Raw genomic sequence first — 18,771 nt, forward strand, 5'->3', positions numbered from 1 at the left:
CTCGCTCGTGCCCACCGCGACGAATGGGCGCGGGTGGTGGCGACCCTCGCAAAGCGCTTCGGCAGTCTCGACATCGCCGAGGAGGCGGCCGCGGAATCCTTCGTGACCGCCGCCGAACGCTGGCCGGTGGACGGCATCCCGCCCAACCCCGGCGCATGGCTCACCACGACCGCCACACGTAAGGCGATCGACCGCATCCGGCGCGAGAGTACCCGCGACGCCAGGCACAGGGAGGCGCAGCTCGTGTACGACACAGATACCGAGCCGCTCGGTGCGATCGACGACGATCGGCTGCGTCTCGTCTTCATCTGTTGCCATCCGGCGCTTGCGATGGAGGCGCGGGTCGCGCTGACGTTGCGGATGGTCGGCGGCCTCAGCGTGCAGGAGATCGCGCACGCGTTCTTCGTGCAGGATACGACAATGGGGGCCCGCATTACGCGCGCCAAGTCGAAGATCACCGCCGCACGCATCCCGTACCGCTTGCCGACCGCTGATGATCTGCCCCGCCGGGTGTCGGGCGTCCTGGCCGTGCTCTTCCTGATCTTCAACGAGGGCTATCTGGCCTCGGGGGAGGAGACAGCGCCCATTCGACCGGAGTTGACCGCCGAAGCGATCCGGCTTGCACGGCTGCTTCATGAACTGCTGCCTGACGATGGCGAGGTCACCGGGATACTCGCCCTGATGCTGCTGATCGATGCGCGCCGCTCGGCCCGGGTTTCATCCGGAGGCGAACTGGTCCCGCTGGGGGAGCAGGATCGAGGGCTTTGGGATGCCGAGCTCATCGCCCAGGGGCACGCTCTGGTGCGCGAGCGCCTGGCCTCCGGCGTCGCACCGGGTCGCTACCAGGTTCTGGCTGCGATCAACGCCGTGCACACGGACGGTGACGCCCCTGATTGGAGCCAGGTGGTGGCGCTCTACGACCAGTTGGTGAGACTCGACAACTCGCCGATCGTGCGGCTCAACCGGGCGGTCGCCGTAGGGGAGCGCGACGGACCGCTGGCCGGGCTTGTGCTCATCGAGGCTCTCGGGTCCGAGTTGTCGGACTACCACCCGTATCACGCGGCGCGCGCGGACGTGCTGCGTCGTCTGGGTCGTGCCAGCGCATCTCGTGACGCCTACACCGCGGCGATCAGCCTGACCGCCAACACAGCCGAAATCGCCTTCCTGGCACGCCGCCGGGACCAAGTGAGTGAGGAATAGTATTTCGCCATGAACAGCGGGGACAGCAAGGACAACGGAGTTCAGCCGTCGGCCACGGAACTGCCGGAGGCCATGACCGGCAGAGCGAGCCCGGCCAAAGCAGCGCTCGGCGACAAGCCGGTCTTCGCATACATCGCCAGCCTGCCCCAGCCTCAGCGCGGTATCGCTGAGGCAGTCGATGCGTTGGCTGCTCAGACGCTGCCCGAGCTACAGCGGTCCGTGAAGTGGGGCATGTCCTACTACGGCGTCGGCGACGGGTGGTGCTTCTCTTGCGGAGGTTTCGCCGGCCACGTCAAACTCATGTTCGTGAACGGAGTGAATCTCGACCCCGTGCCGCCCGTGACCCCTGTGGGGATGGGAAAGGCGACCAGGGGCGTGGAACTCGAGACCGTGGACGACCTCGACGCGCGGCAGCTCGCGGAATGGATGAAGCAGGTCACATCAGTGCCGGGCGTCGGTGGCAAGAAGCACTGAACGCCGGCGCTTCTTCTAGCCAGTCAGGTCAAGCGTCAGACTCATCCGTCCGCTCGATGGGCCGCTTCGCCCCGGCGCGCCATAGCGAGCCGTCATGGTCAGAGGAGCTTGGCCTGATGCGAACGGAATCGAGACGGTCGCCCCGCCCGTCGCGTCGAGTGTCGCTTGCGCGCTCGATGAACCCTCGATCAGCACCGTCACGTGTGCACCCGGATGACCGGTGATCGGCAGCGGAAAGAGGCCGTTGACCAGTGCACCGCGACTGGCGACGATCGTCGGAGGCACGAGGTCCACGGTCGCGGTCGTCGTCGCAGACGTCGCGCCGCGCAGCGTCTGGGCAACGTCGATCGTCGACCTACCCGCCGGGAGCCCTTCAAGCTGCGGCGTCGACCACGTGCCGTCTGAAGCAGCGGCGACGACGACATCCGGAAGTGGACCGTTGCTGACGGTGATCGCGGCTCCGGGCTCAGCTGAGCCGCTCAGCATCGGAAAGTAGAGGCCGTCAGCGGTGTCGACGGATGTCAGGCTCGGCGCCTCGAGCCTCGGAGGGCGCACCGCGACGAGAGGCGCCGGAATCTCTAGAGGCGTCACGAGCTCAGGAAACTTCGCGCTCTCCGGCGGTACCGCGACCTTGGGAAGCACTGACGGATCAGGCGGGTCTGTCGGCGCCATGAGGGGGCTTCGGGCGACACCTTGAGCGGAGGCATAACGGGATACGGTTGCGGACTGCTCGGCACGGGATCAGACTGCGGCGCGCTCGGTGACACCTTGATTTCAACAGGCGGGGGCGCCTGCTCACCAAGGTCGGGCGTCGCGAGGTCGGTCTGCGCGTGCCGAGGCCCGGAGGATCCCGGGTGCCCGGCGTGCGGCGCAGCGAGCGCGATGGCCGCGCTCGCCACAGCAACGACTGCTGTGACCGCGGCCGCGGCGATCCAGGTCGGGGTCAGGCGGGTTGCTTCCGTCACGTGCCGCGCGGGAGCCGAGGCGGCCGCCGGATGCGCCGACTCCTGAGCCAGCAGCGCTGCGGCTCCGCCGACTCCGAGTACCACGGGAAGGATTGCAACGGCGAGGCGCGATCCGACCGTCTCCGCCTCTGCTGCGATGGTCCGACACTGCTCGTGCTCGTCGAGGTGAGCCTCCATCCGTGCCCGATCTTTCGGCTTGAGCGTGCCACGCGCTCTCGCGCCGAGGTGTCCGAAGACCCATTGGCATTCCGACTCGTCGGGAACGTTCGAGATGTGCGCCTCGATCCAGGCCTTTCGGAGCCCCTCGCGAGCTCGGCTGCCCAGCATCGAGACCGCCGTCGGCTTCATCCCGAGAAGAGGAGCGATATCTGCGGGCTTCATGGCCTCGACTTCGAGGTACCACAGGACCTCTTGCCAGCGCGGGTTCAGCGATTTGAACGCCGTGAGGATGAGGGCGCGGTCGAGGCCGGCCACTGTGCTCTCTTCGCTGAACCGCGGGTCTTCGAGGTGCATTTCGATCTCATGCAGCGTGGTGCTTTCGCGCTGTCTGCCACCCCACGTCGCTGCGACGTTGCGGATGGTCGTGTACAGGTATGGCCGGAAGGCACCTTCCGGTCCGTTGCCGCGCTTGATCGTCGTCAGGATCTTCGCGAAGGCCTCCGATACGAGGTCGTCAGGGTCCAGGCTCGAGGTCACCGATCGAGCGACCGAGATGCCTGCCTTGCTGTGACGATTCCAGAGTTCACCGTACGCATCGTTGTGCCCGCTGCGGAGGCGGTAGAGGAGCTCGGCGTCGGAGAGTGAGGTGTTGTCGACTCGGGTGCGGCGTTCCCCCATGGGCACTACGCGCCTTTCTGTAGTGGGTGCGGGGTGGTGGTCATGCACAGAATCGGTTCCCGCACGTGGAGCGTGCTCGCGGCTCCGGTCGGGCGCAGTGATTCAGGGAGCGGAAGGCGAAGGGTTGTCTGTTCGCGGAGGAAGACAGCCGACTCGTCGCATTTCATGTGCAACCGGTCGCCGACGATCACGCCCACGAGGGTCCCCGACATCAGGCCGGCACGAACCGCCTCAGGAGGGATGCTCAGCGTGGCCGGAATGTCATCCAGCGGCACGGTCGACGGAAGTTTGTCCAGGATCTCGTCCACGATCGCCTGACGCAGCCGCCTCCAGGCGCGCTCGCGCTCTTGTTTGCGACTCGTTCGCGATGTCGTACTCGTCATCTCCGCCACCTCCACATGCAATGGATCTCCCGCCTGAAAGACCCAGCGGAATGGTGAACGCAACGAACGCAAGCGAAACAATTTGGACAAAGCCAGAGCCGCCGGTGCGTAGAGGCTTCCGCCGATGCTCGGTACCATGCAGCGCATGCCCATCAAACTTGAGAACGTCGGCATCGCCGTCCGCGACCTCGAAGCAACGATCGACTTCTTCACCGACCTCGGCCTCACCGTGATGGGCCGGGACACGATCAGCGGCGAGTGGGCGGACATCGCAGTCGGCATCGACGGAAACCATGCGAAGATCGCCGTGCTTCAGACGCCGGATGGCCAGGGTCAGCTCGAGCTCTTCGAGTACATCGCTCCCGCAGAAGCAATCGAAACGCAGCCGACCCTTCCCAACGAGATCGGGATGCACCGGGTCGCGTTCTCTGTGGACGATATCGACGACGCGCTCGAGATCGCCGCGAAGCACGGCTGTTTTCCCCTTCGGGGCGTGGCCACCTACGAGGATGTGTACAAGCTCACCTACCTGCGCGGCCCCAGCGGAATCATCGTGATGCTCGCGCAGGAAGTGAAGAAGGGCTGACGCGTTTCGTTACGGGATGCTCGCACCGAGCTTCAGCCGAAGGCGAGGTATTTTCCGCGTTTGCCGGGTTCGACGAGCTCGAATTTCAAGGTCAGATCGGATCGACGGATGAGATCCACCTGCTGTGTGAACTCCGTGTTCGTGACGAACACCGCCGTCGCGACTTTCCAGTCGTCCCTGAACCAAACGCGGAGGGCGTCGAACAGCCGCTCGTCTATTCCCGTCTCCATCTGCGTACGACGTGCCCAGAAGTACACGACGACGTCCACATCCGCCCACCTGTCGTGGCCGACAGCCGTCACGTCGGACTTTGCTAGGAAGGACGCGCCCGGAGGGAAGACGTAGACGCATCCCAGGCACTCTGAGCCGTCCGGGCTGACCACCGTGAAGGTGAAGGCGCGACGGTCGCCGTGCCGCTTCTCGAGGTTGACGAGGTCCTCTCGATTGGCTTCGACGGTGAAGTCGTCGTCAGGCCAGCTCGACTGCTCCCAGAGGCGCAGGCTCTCCCGCGTCTCCATCACGGCGGCATGGTCTTTCGCCGCGTCCGCCGCCACAATCGGCCGGAGGACGAACTCCGTGTTGATGAGGCCGGAGGGAACGTGACCGGGATAGACGTTCGACATCTCTTCGTTTGACGATGCGGTCACGATTTCACTCTTCACTCGGCAGGTTCAGGATGAGCCGTGCAATATCTCGAAAAAGGTCGTCCGGGGTGCGCTGAGTCGAGAAGTACTCCGTGATGGCTTCGATCGTGACCGGAAAACGTCGCTGGAGCTCGACGACATCGGGGGGCTGTTGCGTCTCATCGACAGGCGCCTGCTCTTCGAGCACATACCCGACGGTGAAGCGTTCGCCGGCGAGAACGGTCAGTCGCGCCTGATGCACATCGACGCCATGGGTAACGAGCGTCGACATCGCTTGTTCGGAGAAGTCTCCCCGTCGAAGCGACAGACGAGCCCCGGAGACCGTTCGGGCGCCGTCACGGTGCTTGAGCATCGCTTTGCGTAGCTCGACGAGTGCTGCCAACAGCCATGTCGGACCCTCGTCGGCACCCTGGGCCTGGGGGAGTTCTCGGATGGCGTCGTCCATGATCGCATCTGCCAAGGCGTCGAGAAGTTGGGACTTGCTCCCGATGTGCCAGTAGAGCGTCGGCGCCTGAACGCCGAGCCGGCCGGCAAGGGCGCGGAGGCTGAGCGCATCCAAGCCTTCGTCGTCGAGAAGACGCAGAGCCTCGTCGACGATCTGCTGCCGGTCCAGTGCCATATGGCTCCTTGCACAATGTCTCTTACGGTGTTAGACATAGCTTATCGCTCTAACAGTGTAAGAGACAGGGATTGGTATGTCCCACCTGACAGCCCGAGGAGAGCTCATGAACAAGATCACATCCACGCTGCACGAGGCCACGCATCAGGTGCCCGGAGTTCCAGAGCATCAGGATGCTCGCCGCGGCCACCACGGGGCCACGCCTCACGGACTGTCTTTACAGCACCAGCCGCGGCAGGGTTCCGAAGCTCGCATCCACTCGCGTCAAGCGCATAGTCACGGGGACCCGCGTGTCTTGGTCGAGTGGCAGACCTGGATCGCCGGCCTGTTCACGCGTAAACCCGAATGAGCTCGCTACGACTGGACGTGGATGTTCGGAGCTAGGTGTTCTGGACGCTCCATGCGGCCAGTTGGGCGCGGGAGCGGAATCCGAGTTTGACGAGCGCGTTCTGCACGTGTGCCTCCGCAGTACGTTGGGAGATTAACAGTGCAGCTGCGATCTGCTTGTCGCTGCGGCCGTCGGCGACCAACGCGGCGACCTGAAGTTCCCGCGGCGACAGCGCCTGTCTCTCCGGTGAGACTGACGTTGGGGAAGATCGCGAGGGGGATCCGGCGGCTCTGACGGTGAGGACTGGTGCGGCGCCCGCACACGAGTTTCGCCACCCGCCTCGGTTCCGAGTGCGAGGTCGATGGCCTGATCTGCGCTCAACCGGCGTCCGCGGTCGTAGAAGAGGGCGAAGCGCGCGTCTCCGAGTATGGCCCGCGCGGTGCGGTCCGGCGTTGTTCGAATGGCGAGCAGGGTTGCGTCGCCGATCGGGAACGCGCCCGTCACCCGCCAATAGGTGCGCGCCGCTCCCAGCAGGGTCGCCGCTTGTTCCGCATCCCCTTGTTCGGCGAACGCAAAGCTGAGTACCTCGAGCGCTTGGGCCACTCCTCCCGGGTTCGTCAAGCCGATCTTGTACTGCAGCGCGATCCGTGTGCGGTCGATTGCCGAGGCTGGTTCGCCACTCAGCGCTGCGAGTCGCCCAGAATGGAGCATCAGGTACGACGATTCATATCGTTCGCCGGTTCGGGTTGAGTCGTCGAGAATCTCTTGCCGAGCTTTGGACGCGAGTTCGATGTCGCCCATCCGTTGGTATTGCAGGGCGAGTCGGATTCGAGAGTAATAGCGCGCTGAGAGATCGGGTCGCACCCGCTCGAGACCAGCCATGGCTGCACGCATGGCAAGTGTCTGCTCCGTGTCGGGGAGGAATTCGGCTCCCACACCGTTGACGATCGTCTGCAGGAGGGGGTCGTGCAGGCGGTTGGCCACGTCCTCCGCCTCCTGCATTCGTTCGCGGGCACGGTCGTGCTCGCCCTGAGCCGCGGCGTGGGCTGCGCTGAGCACGAGCGCTTGTGCACGAAGCGGTGTTGGTTCGGAGGTGTGTGCCAGTACGCGGGTGAGCCACGCGCGATGCTCGTCGACGCGGCCCACCGCTTGCCAGCTGACCCGCCAGCCGATGAGCGTGAGCTGGAGGGCTCGCTCCGATTGTTCTCCGGCAAGGCTGATCTCAATCGCCGCACGGATCGTCGCCGCAGCGCGGAAGTAGAGCCGCAGCCAGTGATCCTGCCGTGGACCGATCCACTCGGCTTCGACCTGATAGAGACGCGCGACGGTCGCCGACAGCAGCGCGCCTAGTGCGGCATCCCGTTCTCCGGACGCATCGAGCATGTCGCTGCCGAACTGCCGGATCGAGGTGAGCAGGCTGTACCAGAACTCGTCGCCATCGTCGTGGACGACAACGATCGACTTCTCCACCAGAGACTGAAGAACGTCTAGGACCTCGGATTGAGCGATTACCACGGGGTCGGCGACCGCTTCCGCTTCGGCGAGATCCCATCCACCTGCGAACACCGAGAGCCGGCGCCACAGCCAGCGCTCCTGCGGGGTGCAGAGCTCGTAGCTCCACTCGATCGACGATCGCAGCGTGCGATGGCGGGTCGGCGCATCCGTCGATCGTCCGCTCAACAGGTCGAGTGGCCTGCGCAAACGCTCCAGAATCTGACTCGGGCTCAGGATGCGCTGGCGCACGGCTGCGAGTTCGATCGCCAGCGGGATACCCTCGAGGCTCTCGCAGATGCTGGCGACGGTCGTCAGTTCGGGACCCTTCGGATCGAACGCGGGCACGATCGCCCGCGCGCGATCGATGAAGAGTGCGACCGCCTCGCTTTTGCGGTCGCCGGTTGTCTCGGTGGAGGCATGATCGAGCGGAGTCAAGGGCCGCACGGACTCGCCGCTGACGTTGAGTGGTTCACGGCTCGTAGCGAGGATCTTCGCGCCGGCACACCGATCGAGGATCTCGACGATCAGGCCGCGGATCGCCGGCAGAACATGCTCGCAGTTGTCGAAGACCAAAAGCACCTCGTTGCTCCCGATCGCTGCTGCCACCGCATCCGCAGGTCTGCTCTGGCCCCAGGCGACGAAGAGCGCGCTGGCGACGGCCGCGGCGACACTGTCCGCGTTCGAGTCGCCCGGGAGGGAATCGAGTTCGATGAACCACAGCCCGTCGCGGTAGACGCGGGAGACGGTCTGCGCCAGCTGAACCGCGAAGCGTGTCTTGCCCACTCCGCCCGGCCCCGTCACCGTGAGCAGGCGCGTTGTGGCGAGCTGCGTTCGCGCTTCTGCGAGGTCGTTACGACGTCCGACGAAGGATGTGGACTCGACCGGAAGCGCCCCGCTCGGCGCGACCGCCACTCCGCTCACGGGATCCTTCTCTCCTCACGCTCAGCATAAGAGCAGGTGGGCCCCTCGAACCAGGTTCAGGATGTGGAGGCTGCCGACACGCGCTCGGTCGCCGGTCGTCGGCAGCACGTGTCAAGGTTCGGTGGGACGATGGCTGCATGCCTTCTTTCATCTTCGTCTACCGAGCCGGGCCTGACCCGGTGCCGGCTGAGCGCGTAGCAGAGAACAGAGCGGCGTGGCGCGAGTGGAACGCAGCGCTTCAAGAGGAGTACGGGATCCGCACGTCTGGGGGAGTGGTCGTGACTGCCCACGGAACCAACGAGTACGCCGGAGACATGCGCGGCGCTTCGATGGTGGAGTTCGAATCCCTCGAAGCGGCGGTCGAGGTGGCAAAGAAGAGCCCGAACCTCGCGTTCGGCGGCAGCGTGGATGTTCTGGCTGAATACTGAACAGGTTCATGGGTTGGGGGAGTCGCTTCATGGGGGAGGTCCAGTGACCATCGATACCGTGCGTGATGCATACAGTGCCCGATCGGCCGAGTACATCGACCTGTTCGGCACAGTGGATGTGGCCGCTGACGCGGATAGACAGCTCATCAAGGTATGGTCAGAATCGTTGACAGGCTCAGTCCTGGATGTCGGATGCGGGCCGGGTCAGTGGACGGACTTTCTCGTTCGTTCGGGCGTCGATGCCGAGGGGCTCGATATCGTTCCAGAGTTTCTGGACTACGCGCGAAAGCGGTTTCCAGGAGTTCCGTATCGGTGTGCCGGTCTTCCCGCACTGGGGGTTCCGGATGCGTCCATCTCCGGGGTTCTCGCGTGGTTTTCGTTGATCCACCTGTCGCCAGAGGAGACGACTGCGGCCTACCTGGAGCTTGCTCGAGTCGTTCAGCCGGGCGGCACGTTGCTGATCGGCTTCTTCGAGGGTGACGACCAAGTCGAATTCCCGCACGCAGTGGCAACGGCGACCTACCGATCCGTCGAATCCATCAGTCGGGATCTCGCAACTGTGGGGTTCCGTGTTCGGTCGTCGACGTCACGCGTTGATCCCGGCGTTCGTCCGCTCGCGACAGTCACCGCGGAGAGGGTGGGATGACGGTACCCTTCTCGCGGTGACTATTTCGCTTCGCAGTGCGGCAGGGATCACAGCTCGGGGATCGTGTACGCGCCGCGGATGCCACCATCCATCGGAATGTCGGCTGCGGTGAGATATCCGCTGTCGCTGGATGCGAGAAATACCGCCACGCCAGCGATCTCGGCGGGCGTGGCGAACCTGCCGGTCGGTACGTGGCCAAGACGTTCCTTCAGCCCTTCGGGACCCAACTTCTCGAACATGGCTCGGCTCTGCGGAGTCTCAACAGGCCCGATGCTGATGGAATTCGCGCGAATACCCGTCTTGGCGAGGTGGATACCGAGATCTCGTGTGGTCTGGATGACAGCTGCTTTGGCCGCTGAGAATGCGGTCTGGGCCGTCGCGGCCCCCATCCCGGAGAGAAACGAGCCGGTCGTAACGATCGAGCCGCCCCGACCACTGGAACGCATCACGGGTGTCACGTATTTGCACATCAGCACGACGGGAAGTACGAGGTTCCGGAACGCAGCCTTCCAGGTCGCGGTGCTGTTCTGTTCGAGTGCGTGATCGTCAGGATCAAGCGGACCAGCGTTGTTGTAGAGCACATCGATCCGTCCGTGGCGATCAACGATCGCCGACACGACATCAGTCACTCCTTGCTCGTCCCGGAGGTCAACGCGATGACGGTCGACGTTCGCGAGTTCGACTCGGGCGCGATCGAGGCCGACCACAGTTGCGCCCTCACTCAGAAAGCGCGCGGCTACTGCTTCACCTATCGTTCCCCCGACTCCGGCCACCACGCAGACCTTCCCGGCGAGTCGGCGGTTGCTGTCATTGACGCTGGGGCTGGTCATCGTCGTCTCCTCGTCGTCTTTCGGGCATCGGAGAAACTCTACGTCGGCGTAATAGAGAGGGCGAGGGGACCAGGCAGTTGGTAACCAATCTACGGTTGAGATCGCTAACTGGGTAACTTAGATACTACTTTGGCGCCTGTGAGTCGGCGCCAGGGCGTGACCTTAGCCCATTCGACAGCAGAGCAAGTCCCCGGCGGGTCGCCGAGACAATGAGTGGTGAGCGATAGGAGCGCCGAGCATCCCGGAACCCGGCACCGAGGACAGGGGAGCCTCCTAGGCTTAGCGCATCGCTCAGACCAGGGACACTCGAGCAAGAGCCGAATGGGGGAAGTAGTGCCGAACGACCTGAAGCTGGGAACCCGCAGAACCGGGGATCTCATTGACTTCGACCCGACAACCCCGCCGGTCAAGGTTGTGCTGGAGTACACGGAGCAGGGGATAAGCGTCGAGGTCCCGTGGTCAGGCCCGGACGACTATTACGCCTCCTGGTTCCTGGAAGGGAATCTGCTAGGCAACCAGACCGAGCCGCGTGCGACTCCTAAGCGACTTCTCTTCGTCGACTCCCACGGCGCTGTTCAACTCATCGGCTGCTGGCCTCACGGGTATCACACGAACTTCGCCACTGGTACCGGGCGCGTTTGGGCCCAATTCGCGGTGATGGGCGTCGACGACGACGTCGATTTCCTGCAGGTGAACGGCCTGCAGTCGGAAGTGTCCGGACTTCGCGAGTGGCTGGGCGTGAGTAGCGTCTCAGAAGATATGGACGGCCCAACCAGAAGCCTCACGATCGTTGCCAAGTCAGCTGACGAGATCGTTGTCTCTCCCGATCTGACACTTGTGCCGACCTGGGCACTGGAGCGTCCCGAGTCGGGCACGACTCTCGTCCGGGATCTCGTTGCCTGCCGAACTGAGTCCCAATCTCCTCTACCTTGGGGCGATCTCGCTGCAACCCATCAGGGCGTCAAAGATCTTATGGTTCTCGCTCGGTGGCGACCAGAGATCTCGGTTCCGTCGATCGCAACCAGGGACGACGATCCTCTTCTCACCATGGACGGCACCGACCACGGCCGACAGTGGAGGAAGGTCGTGCCGGCGCGTTGGGAAGAGCCGCCAGCCGCACCGGGCGGTTACAGGCCCCACCTGATGGAATTCGGCGAGATTGGGGGAGCCCAAGGCGTGGCGAGGTGGTTGCACCTGCGAGATGAGTTCAGCCGAGCTTTCGACCCCATCATTTCCGACCGCTACCTGCAACAAGTGCCAGCCGTCACGCACCTTGCTCAGGTCGGGCCAGGCCTCGAAGCGCTCGGGTACCTCCTACTCAAGAACCGGGATGGGGTCGGATCCCAATCCGCCAAAGACTCCTCACTGCGGACGCGCCTCGATCGGATCGCTGCGGATATCGACGGTGCGGTTCCGTTCGATGTTGGTATCTGGGCGGAAGAGATGACGCGTGTGTATAACGGCATTAAGCACGCAAATCGACAGCTTCCAGCTGAGCTGTCACTGCTTAATTGTTGGCGGGAGTCGGTGGTTGCCGTTCGGGCATGGGTTGCCCTTGAGCTTGGGACGCCCCCAGCGGCGGCGAAGCGGCGGCTCGAGCTCGATCCATCGGCGGCGCGCTTCATCGAGCGACCTTAAGGCCTAAGAACGCTGGTCGGTACGCTCGCAAGCATGAACGCCGCCACGTGCTCAGCGCTGACCGCTGTCTTCCCGCTGATCCTCCTCACTGTGGTGCTTGAAGGAGCGCGGGTGAGCATCAAGATTCTACGCAAGCCATGGTTTCGGCGTCTCGTTCTCCCGACGATCGCCACCTCGGTTATCGGAACCGGTCTCAGCCCGTGGGTGGCAGCTCGATGGAATAGGGCTGATCGGCGGAACTCTCGCGTGGACGCTGTTCGCGTTCGCTCTTGGAAGCCTTGCGATTATCGCGCTGATGATTCTGGCGCTGTCGGGAAAGCTGCGCCGACTACTCCCGTCTGATGACAACCGCTCCTGCCAGTCACTTCACAGGGATTGAACGAGGCAGCAACTCACGAATCGAGCCATCCGGTCAGGTTGAGAATCTCGCTGACGGATTCCTCTACCGGCGCAGGATGAGTGACGACTTGGAAATGGCGGATCGCCTCGTGGTCCGAACGAGAGTGGTACACGTCCACTCATCCGCGCAGCGATTCCGCCAACTCATCCGTCGGCTCTCGCTCGGTCACCCGCTGCTTCAAGATGGCGATCGGCGCGGTCGTCTCGCAGATGATCAGTCTCGCGCCGGGCACCGTTTCTAGCACTAGCTCCACCTCCTGCTCATCGTTGAAGACCATGGGGATGATGAGCTTGATGTCGGGGACTGCAGCAATGTAATTGGGCCAGATCGCTCGGAGATTCTCGCGCGGAACCACCGACCAGGATATGGGTGCACCAGGCCGAGCTCGTCCATGTCGATGACACCCCACGCGACGTCCGGAGCGCCAAGAGCAAGCGCCAACGCCCTTGCCAGAGTGCCTCTTCCTGAGCCATGGGCACCATGCCGCACTAAGACATCCGCCATGAAGACCGATTATCGCGCCAACCCAGTAGGAACCCGGATTGCAACTCCCGTTCCATCGACTCCCGCCCTTGACGGCTTGTTGGCGAGGAGAAGGATCGTGCGCCTCCCGCTGCGGGGGAGGGCTCGATGTCCGGGGCTGCCGGTACTCTGCACTACATGGTGGCTCTAGGCAAAGAGGCGGAAGACGAACTAGGCGGCAGGATGCCGGAGCGAGTGTTTGTCGTCCATGGGCGTAATGGCGCTGTCCGTGATTCGATGTTCACGTTTCTTCGCGCGCTGGGTTTGCGTCCGCTCGAGTGGGATCAAGCCGTTGCGCTTACCGGCGAGGGAACTCCTTACATCGGTGACGTGCTCGACGTCGCATTCGAGAGCGCGCAGGCGATCGTCGTTCTATTCACCCCCGACGACGTGGCGTATCTGCGACGTGAATACGCTCATGACGATGAATCGGAGACAGAGCCGCGCGGCCAGGCTCGCCCCAATGTGCTTTTTGAAGCAGGGATGGCAATGGGCCGCAACGTCAAGCGGACGGTTCTTGTGGAGCTCGGCGACCTGCGCCCGTTCAGTGACGTCGGTGGCCGGCACGCCATTCGAATGAACAATTCTCCTCAAATGAGAAAGTCCCTTGCCGAGCGTCTGAAGACAGCGGACTGCCCGATCGATCTGAGCGGGACGGATTGGCTGACCGCTGGGGACTTCACATCGCCGCCGAAGCCAGGGAATGGGCTGCCGATGGGGAAGAAGCTCCCGAGTACAGATAGGTTCGGGGCTCATGTCGATGGGCATTGGTATGTCTCCGGAGGCACGAGGCTCGATCAGGTGAAGGTCACCAACAACGGAGCCGTACCGATCTACGACGTCAAGTTGGAAGTCCCAGAAGCTTTGGCGCCGCACGTGCAATTACGGTCAGACAGCCCCGTAGCCCGACTGCCAGTAGGGAAGTCCTTCACGATAAGGGCATGGACGACGAATAAGACGTTTCAGGGTGGGGCGCCAGACCAGTTCGAGTTGCGGGTCGTTGGGCGGCTCGAAGACGGCGAGCCTTTCGAGCAGGATGTCTACTTTGATGCGGTGGGTTGATCATGGAACTTTCGGTCGAATATCCGCTGGATTCTGATGGATTCCTTCGGCGTGAGTGTCCAACTTGCGAGCGCGAGTTCAAATGGCACCACGGCCCAACAGAAGAGGCGCCATCGGATTTCGTCTATCCCGACGTGTATTGGTGCCCTCGGTGCGGGAAATCGGCCGGCCACGACTCCTGGTGGACTCAGGAACAGGTTGAGTATTCGCAGGCTGCGATGGCCGTATCTGCAAACGACATGATCAATGAGGCTCTAACGGACGCATTCAAGCCGAACCGCAAAGGGCTAGTTCACGTAGAGATCAACGAGGTTGCACGACCAGGAATGCCCGATCCGCTCGTCGAACCCGACGACATGATGCTGATCGCTCCTCCCTGTCATCCGTGGGAACCGGTGAAAATTCCTGAGGATGCTACCGAGCCGTACTACTGCCTGATTTGCGGTTCGGCTTACGCCGTCTGAGCTCGGAAACTGGGTGATATCACTTTGGCGCCTCTGAGTCGGCGCCAGGGCGTAATTGTCGTCCATTCGACAGCGGATACAGTCCTCGGCGGGCACCGACCTGCTCACCGGAACCCCCTCGACGTCTGCAGTCTTCGCCGGAACCCTGAGGACGTTCGACGGGTCGGCTTCACCAAACTCGCCCACACCTTCCCCAGCCGACCGGTCCGCGACGCCGGCTCACGGCGCGATTGCCATGCCGAGGTTGTGGACGGCCATTGCCAGGTGCCGGGCGGCCGCCGTCACCGGCGTCCAATTGACGATCAGGTTACGTGCGCTAGGAAGCGGCAGAGCGGACCTTGCGGACTTCGCCGACACCGTCGTCGATCTGAGCGGTGCCGTCAAAGTCGAATCCGTGTTTGCGCAGAAGTCCTGTGCTCGCGGGTTCGGGTCGCTACCTAGAGCTGCTCCGGGTCCCGTTCAGCATGGCCACGAGCAAGCCGACGCCGGCACCAGATTACAACCACACAGATTCTCTCGGACCAATCCCTGAACTGGGTCGGGCTCGGCCTCCCCGGGGGCGCCGCGCCCGTCCTCGCCATCATCATTTGGAGGCGGGTGAGGCGCTATACGTCAGGGTTGTTGCAACGCTGGTTTGTGGAGTCTCGATAGAAGTGCGCTCCTCAATGCTGACGGGCCTCACGACCCGCTACGGCCGAACGCGTGGGACTCCACGTGACTCCGCTGGCGATGGGTGTTGGGGGACTGGACCCATTCGATCTTGACCTCAACCACGTACGAAGAGCCGTTGTTGGTGATCTTCGCGGTGTGCCAGGCGTACTCACCACGCCGCATCACACGCCCAAAGTCCCAATCGGAGAATCCCTCAGAGTGCATCACCGGCCGAGGCGCCGGCACCGGTTTTACACCGTTCTGGCCGTCGTGGGGGTCCCAACCTTCCCAGACGCTTCCGGGTAAGCCGCGGACGCGGGAGGCGATCGAGACGCGCTCGACGTCACCGGGCCCCGCTTGTCGCACCTCGGCGCGCCAAAACTCTGAGCCAGGGTACTGGCCAGCCTGTGACGTCCAGTCGAACTCCCAGTGAGGCATCGACGATGCGCGCTGACGCGCGATCGAATATCCCGACAGCACCAACGCGACGAACGCGATGCCAGATGCAACCCAATCGGCCGGAGTCATGCGGTCAGGGTAGAGCAAATGTAGTCGGCACGCTGGGGGTTTGTGGGCCGATCTATGCTCCTGCTCGCCGGCCAGGACGTCGACGCGGCCGTCTATCAACCACCATGCGGCCGACTATTAGACCACCCGATTCCGATAACTACAAGGAATGTCACGATTGCGCCGACCAACCAAAGCCACTCGGGGACCGCAGTCAGCAAGAAGTTCGTGCGCCAGATCTGGCAGCCCGTTGCGGAGCCGGGCGCGCAAACCGACGACTGTTACGTACGTGTACAGATGCGTGGAAGTGCTCGGCGTGAAGAGGCCTGAGCTCGTCAGCGACCAGGTGGGTCTCTGCGCGCTATTGCCATCAATTGCAACGACGTCAAGCGCTTCGACCGAGGTGAATTCTCCAACGACGACGACGAGACATATGTGGGAAGCGAGATAAACCAAATGATCGTGCGGCTCATGGCGATCCGTCTCACCGGGCGCGGCGCGGACCTACTGGCGTCATATCGGGAAGGCAACAACTCACAAGAGCTCAATCAGGTGGTCGACGCCTTTGGCTTTCAAGTCGATCAAGATGGGTGCTGGCACCGCGACTCCGATGGACGGATCCATCCTGGCGCGTAGCTAGGTTACTACTTGACATAATGTGCATTATCAGCGCTTGACCACCGCGAGCGAAGTCGGCGCCAAGACGCTGGTCTCGACGCCGACCCACTGAGTGTTTCCGGACCGGCGCGCCTACGCAGCCGTCACTGGAGTCGGGCGGTGTTCAGGCATCCGAGGAGGATGTCTGCGTTCGAGTTGAGGGTGCCGGGGCCGCCGAGGATGGTCACCTGGCTGCTGCCGATCGCGTAGATGCTCTGCGCCACCGATTGCGGCACGCAGGTCGCGTCTGCTCCCGGCATGAGCTCCAGCGCCGCGCCCTGGTGCGCAGCCAGGCTCGCGCCGGCGAGAGCGTCAGGGAAGTTCAGCCCGCTGGCCAGGAACATCGGCACACTGCTGCCCGCGCCGAAGAACTGGTTGTTGATCGCAGCGGACGCACTGTATCGGTCAGCCCCCGAAAGGCGAGTCGGCGAGAACCCTGCCGTGCCGAGATCGGTGAGGATGCCGTCCGAGACCGAGGCTGGGCCGCCCGCCACATACGTGGTCGTGATGCCCATGGCGGTCAGAGTGGCTTTCGTCGCCGCGTCAAGGTGGGGCGAGATGCCGGGGACCAGGATCACCGGGGCGCCCAGCTTCGACGCGACGGGACCCGCGGACAGGGCATCCGGAAAGTTCGCGCCGTTGGCGAGGAACGCGATATGCGTGGTCGCTCCGGCACCGGTGCCGAACATGGCTTCAGCGATGTTGCGGGACGCCTCATAGCGGTCGGCACCACCGTTACGGGTCACGTCGGCCGGGGTGGGAGTGTAAGCCTGGAGCTGCGCCAGCACGTCGTCGCCGACCGAAGCCGCGCCGCCCACGACGTAGATCTTCTTCGGCTGCAACGCCGTCAACTGTGCCTTCACCGCGTCAGAGATCGCATGCGGCGATACCAGCATGAGTGGACCACCGCACTTGCCGGCAGCCGGTGCCGCAGACAGCGCATCAGGGAAATTCAGACCGTTGGCGATATACACGCACCCCACCGGTGCCGCGTAGTTTCCGGCGGCGAAACTCGCAGAACCCGTGAACCGGTCAGCTCCGAACAGCCGCGTCACATGCTCCGACTGGATCACGCCGACCTCACCCAGGTTGTAGTCGGAGAACCACAAATGCCCGGAGCCGTCGAATGCCATTCCCCCGACCTGGGTGTACGGCTGCTGCGGGAACATCGCCGCAACCGGAGGCTGACCGGGCTCGATCGACGCGATGCCTTGCGCGATGAGGAACGAGTTGTTGTCGTCGTCGGTGACGTATTGTCCGCTTCCGAACCAGAGCTGGTCGCCCTTACCGGGGAAGATCCAGCCGACTTCGCGCCCTGTGGGAAGCGAATACTCATGTGTGAACGTCCCCGTCGGGGTCATCGACCACACGGTGCCACCGCTGTAATCCTGGTCGAGTCCCAGCACCCAGATGTGGCCGTCCTCGGAGATCGTCAGGTCGCCGATGCGGCCGACCGATCCGTCTCGGCTGTAGAAGGTCGCCGGCATCTGCAATCGCTTCAGGGTTCCGCTGGTGGTCACTTCGTCGACCTCTGTAGGACGGCTGAACCAGATGTTGCCGGCAGGGTCCTTCCGCAATGCGCCCTCGCCGTAGTCGGCGGTCGGCACGAACATCACGGTAGTCCGGGTGTTCGTGGGCAGATAGATCGAGTAGAGGGAGCTATCGGAGAGGTAGTAGATCGTGTCCGGGCCCATGAAGGCGAAGTCGACTCTGCTGCTCGAATTCGTTCCGAGATAATGGTCGGTCAGTGCGCCGAAGCTTGTGCTGATCTCTTCGATGTAGTCGTCCATGAACGGCATCGTGAAGTAGAGATTGCCGTTGGGTCCGAGCGTGAGCTGGTTGACCGTGTAGGTGAACCTCTGCTTCACGATGAGTTTGCTGGCGCCGGCGGGCAGTTCCGCGATGTAGCCGCTGTCGCCCGGTACACCACCGCCGACATAGAGGTTGCCCGCTGCGTCGAACACGAACGAGCTCGGATAGGAGTTGACCGTGTTGGCGCCGAGGAGCTGGGTCTTGTCGAACCCGATTTCGGTGACCTTGCCCGACGGCGTGACCTTGCCGATCCCATCCGCCTCGCCGAACCACATGTTCCCATCCGGGCCCAGCGTCATTCCGTTCGGCAGCTGGTTCTTGGACGTGTCGTATTCCGGGATGTTCGCCGCGTTCGGCGGCGGCGGAACCGCCACTGCGGGTGTGATGATGCCGGCACCGGCCAGAACTGCGGCTGAGATCGACGCGGTGACGGTGAGAGCGGTGACGATGCGACGGCGCACTGGTTCCCCTAGGGACGGCAAGGCGGTCGCGTTCTGGTGAGAGCGCGGCCGCCGGTGTAGATAAGGCGATTCAGCTTAGAGTTCGGGGCGCCCTGTCAGCCATGGGCGCGAATCGCCAATTCCACCCCAATTCGAGGGGCCCAAATGTCGAGGTGGTCGCGCGTCCCTTCACGCTTGCCCGGCGCTCGTTCGTTTCAGGGACCGACTCCCCCGCCACCAGCCGGCGTGGCAAACCGCTGGAC

Annotated in this window: 19 protein-coding genes; 8 read left to right on the forward strand and 11 right to left on the reverse strand. The window is 63.6% G+C overall.

Translation table 11 applies throughout. From position 1 onward, the window contains the following. Positions 1-33: 33 nt before the first annotated feature. Positions 34-1,200, forward strand: a complete 1,167-nt coding sequence (locus ACQ86A_RS11095; RefSeq protein ID WP_431277121.1) for an RNA polymerase sigma factor — start codon at positions 34-36, stop codon at positions 1,198-1,200. Between the two features lie 9 nt (positions 1,201-1,209). Further along, a complete protein-coding gene (locus ACQ86A_RS11100) occupies positions 1,210-1,674 on the forward strand; it encodes a DUF1801 domain-containing protein (protein WP_431277122.1) in 465 nt (154 codons plus the stop codon). A gap of 15 nt (positions 1,675-1,689) precedes the next feature. On the opposite strand, the gene ACQ86A_RS11105 is transcribed toward ACQ86A_RS11100, so the two are convergent. Genes ACQ86A_RS11105 through ACQ86A_RS11115 form a run of 3 tightly spaced genes read right to left on the reverse strand, consistent with a single transcriptional unit; the run spans position 1,690 to position 3,997 of the window. Further along, the gene (locus tag ACQ86A_RS11105; RefSeq protein ID WP_431277123.1) at positions 1,690-2,265 is read right to left on the reverse strand and encodes a hypothetical protein; all 576 of its coding nucleotides are present in this window, start codon (positions 2,263-2,265) and stop codon (positions 1,690-1,692) included. After that, the gene (locus ACQ86A_RS11110) at positions 2,262-3,476 is read right to left on the reverse strand and encodes a sigma-70 family RNA polymerase sigma factor (protein WP_431277124.1); all 1,215 of its coding nucleotides are present in this window, start codon (positions 3,474-3,476) and stop codon (positions 2,262-2,264) included. The genes ACQ86A_RS11105 and ACQ86A_RS11110 overlap by 4 nt, the downstream gene beginning before the upstream one ends. A 5-nt stretch (positions 3,477-3,481) precedes the next feature. Further along, positions 3,482-3,997: a hypothetical protein gene (locus ACQ86A_RS11115; RefSeq protein ID WP_431277125.1), complete on the reverse strand. Its 516-nt coding sequence runs from the start codon at positions 3,995-3,997 to the stop codon at positions 3,482-3,484. Between the two features lie 7 nt (positions 3,998-4,004). Between ACQ86A_RS11115 and ACQ86A_RS11120 the strand changes: the two genes are divergently transcribed. Beyond that, positions 4,005-4,445 (forward strand): VOC family protein, encoded by a 441-nt coding sequence (locus ACQ86A_RS11120; protein WP_431277126.1) that lies wholly within the window; start codon positions 4,005-4,007, stop codon positions 4,443-4,445. Positions 4,446-4,477: 32 nt separating this feature from the next. Here the strand turns inward: ACQ86A_RS11120 and ACQ86A_RS11125 are convergent, their stop codons facing one another. From ACQ86A_RS11125 to ACQ86A_RS11140, 4 genes are all read right to left on the reverse strand, one after another. After that, positions 4,478-5,092, reverse strand: a complete 615-nt coding sequence (locus ACQ86A_RS11125) for a GNAT family N-acetyltransferase (RefSeq protein WP_431277127.1) — start codon at positions 5,090-5,092, stop codon at positions 4,478-4,480. 4 nt (positions 5,093-5,096) lie between these two features. Then, positions 5,097-5,708 (reverse strand): TetR family transcriptional regulator, encoded by a 612-nt coding sequence (locus ACQ86A_RS11130; RefSeq protein WP_431277128.1) that lies wholly within the window; start codon positions 5,706-5,708, stop codon positions 5,097-5,099. A 380-nt stretch (positions 5,709-6,088) separates the two neighbouring features. Continuing rightward, positions 6,089-6,238, reverse strand: coding sequence for a response regulator transcription factor (locus ACQ86A_RS11135; RefSeq protein WP_431277129.1), 150 nt, complete (start codon positions 6,236-6,238; stop codon positions 6,089-6,091). Continuing rightward, entirely contained in the window at positions 6,190-8,451 is a 2,262-nt protein-coding gene (locus ACQ86A_RS11140) for an ATP-binding protein (protein ID WP_431277130.1), read from the reverse strand. Before ACQ86A_RS11140 ends, ACQ86A_RS11135 begins: the two co-directional genes overlap by 49 nt. Before the next feature lie 137 nt (positions 8,452-8,588). Here ACQ86A_RS11140 and ACQ86A_RS11145 point away from each other — a divergent pair, with 137 nt between their 5' ends. Together ACQ86A_RS11145 and ACQ86A_RS11150 are read left to right on the forward strand one after the other, a co-directional pair. Next, positions 8,589-8,879 carry a YciI family protein gene (locus tag ACQ86A_RS11145; protein WP_431277131.1) on the forward strand — a complete coding sequence of 97 codons (291 nt, stop codon included), beginning with the start codon at positions 8,589-8,591 and terminating at the stop codon, positions 8,877-8,879. A 43-nt stretch (positions 8,880-8,922) separates the two neighbouring features. Beyond that, positions 8,923-9,525 (forward strand): class I SAM-dependent methyltransferase, encoded by a 603-nt coding sequence (locus ACQ86A_RS11150; protein ID WP_431277132.1) that lies wholly within the window; start codon positions 8,923-8,925, stop codon positions 9,523-9,525. A 47-nt stretch (positions 9,526-9,572) separates the two neighbouring features. On the opposite strand, the gene ACQ86A_RS11155 is transcribed toward ACQ86A_RS11150, so the two are convergent. Beyond that, positions 9,573-10,355 (reverse strand): SDR family oxidoreductase, encoded by a 783-nt coding sequence (locus tag ACQ86A_RS11155; RefSeq protein WP_431277133.1) that lies wholly within the window; start codon positions 10,353-10,355, stop codon positions 9,573-9,575. A 333-nt stretch (positions 10,356-10,688) separates the two neighbouring features. Here ACQ86A_RS11155 and ACQ86A_RS11160 point away from each other — a divergent pair, with 333 nt between their 5' ends. Continuing rightward, a complete protein-coding gene (locus tag ACQ86A_RS11160) occupies positions 10,689-11,993 on the forward strand; it encodes a HEPN domain-containing protein (protein WP_431277134.1) in 1,305 nt (434 codons plus the stop codon). A gap of 518 nt (positions 11,994-12,511) precedes the next feature. Here the strand turns inward: ACQ86A_RS11160 and ACQ86A_RS11165 are convergent. After that, positions 12,512-12,748 carry a hypothetical protein gene (locus ACQ86A_RS11165; protein ID WP_431277135.1) on the reverse strand — a complete coding sequence of 79 codons (237 nt, stop codon included), beginning with the start codon at positions 12,746-12,748 and terminating at the stop codon, positions 12,512-12,514. A 275-nt stretch (positions 12,749-13,023) separates the two neighbouring features. Here ACQ86A_RS11165 and ACQ86A_RS11170 point away from each other — a divergent pair, with 275 nt between their 5' ends. Together ACQ86A_RS11170 and ACQ86A_RS11175 are read left to right on the forward strand one after the other, a co-directional pair. After that, positions 13,024-13,977 carry a TIR domain-containing protein gene (locus tag ACQ86A_RS11170; RefSeq protein WP_431277136.1) on the forward strand — a complete coding sequence of 318 codons (954 nt, stop codon included), beginning with the start codon at positions 13,024-13,026 and terminating at the stop codon, positions 13,975-13,977. Positions 13,978-13,979: 2 nt separating this feature from the next. Further along, positions 13,980-14,441, forward strand: a complete 462-nt coding sequence (locus ACQ86A_RS11175; protein ID WP_431277137.1) for a hypothetical protein — start codon at positions 13,980-13,982, stop codon at positions 14,439-14,441. A 678-nt stretch (positions 14,442-15,119) separates the two neighbouring features. Here the strand turns inward: ACQ86A_RS11175 and ACQ86A_RS11180 are convergent. After that, positions 15,120-15,620, reverse strand: coding sequence for a hypothetical protein (locus ACQ86A_RS11180; protein ID WP_431277138.1), 501 nt, complete (start codon positions 15,618-15,620; stop codon positions 15,120-15,122). 740 nt (positions 15,621-16,360) lie between these two features. Next, positions 16,361-18,529 carry a cell wall-binding repeat-containing protein gene (locus tag ACQ86A_RS11185; RefSeq protein ID WP_431277139.1) on the reverse strand — a complete coding sequence of 723 codons (2,169 nt, stop codon included), beginning with the start codon at positions 18,527-18,529 and terminating at the stop codon, positions 16,361-16,363. Positions 18,530-18,771 lie beyond the last annotated feature (242 nt).

The sequence above is a fragment of the Leifsonia poae genome, from assembly GCF_050632195.1.
GTDB lineage: Bacteria > Actinomycetota > Actinomycetes > Actinomycetales > Microbacteriaceae > Leifsonia > Leifsonia poae_C.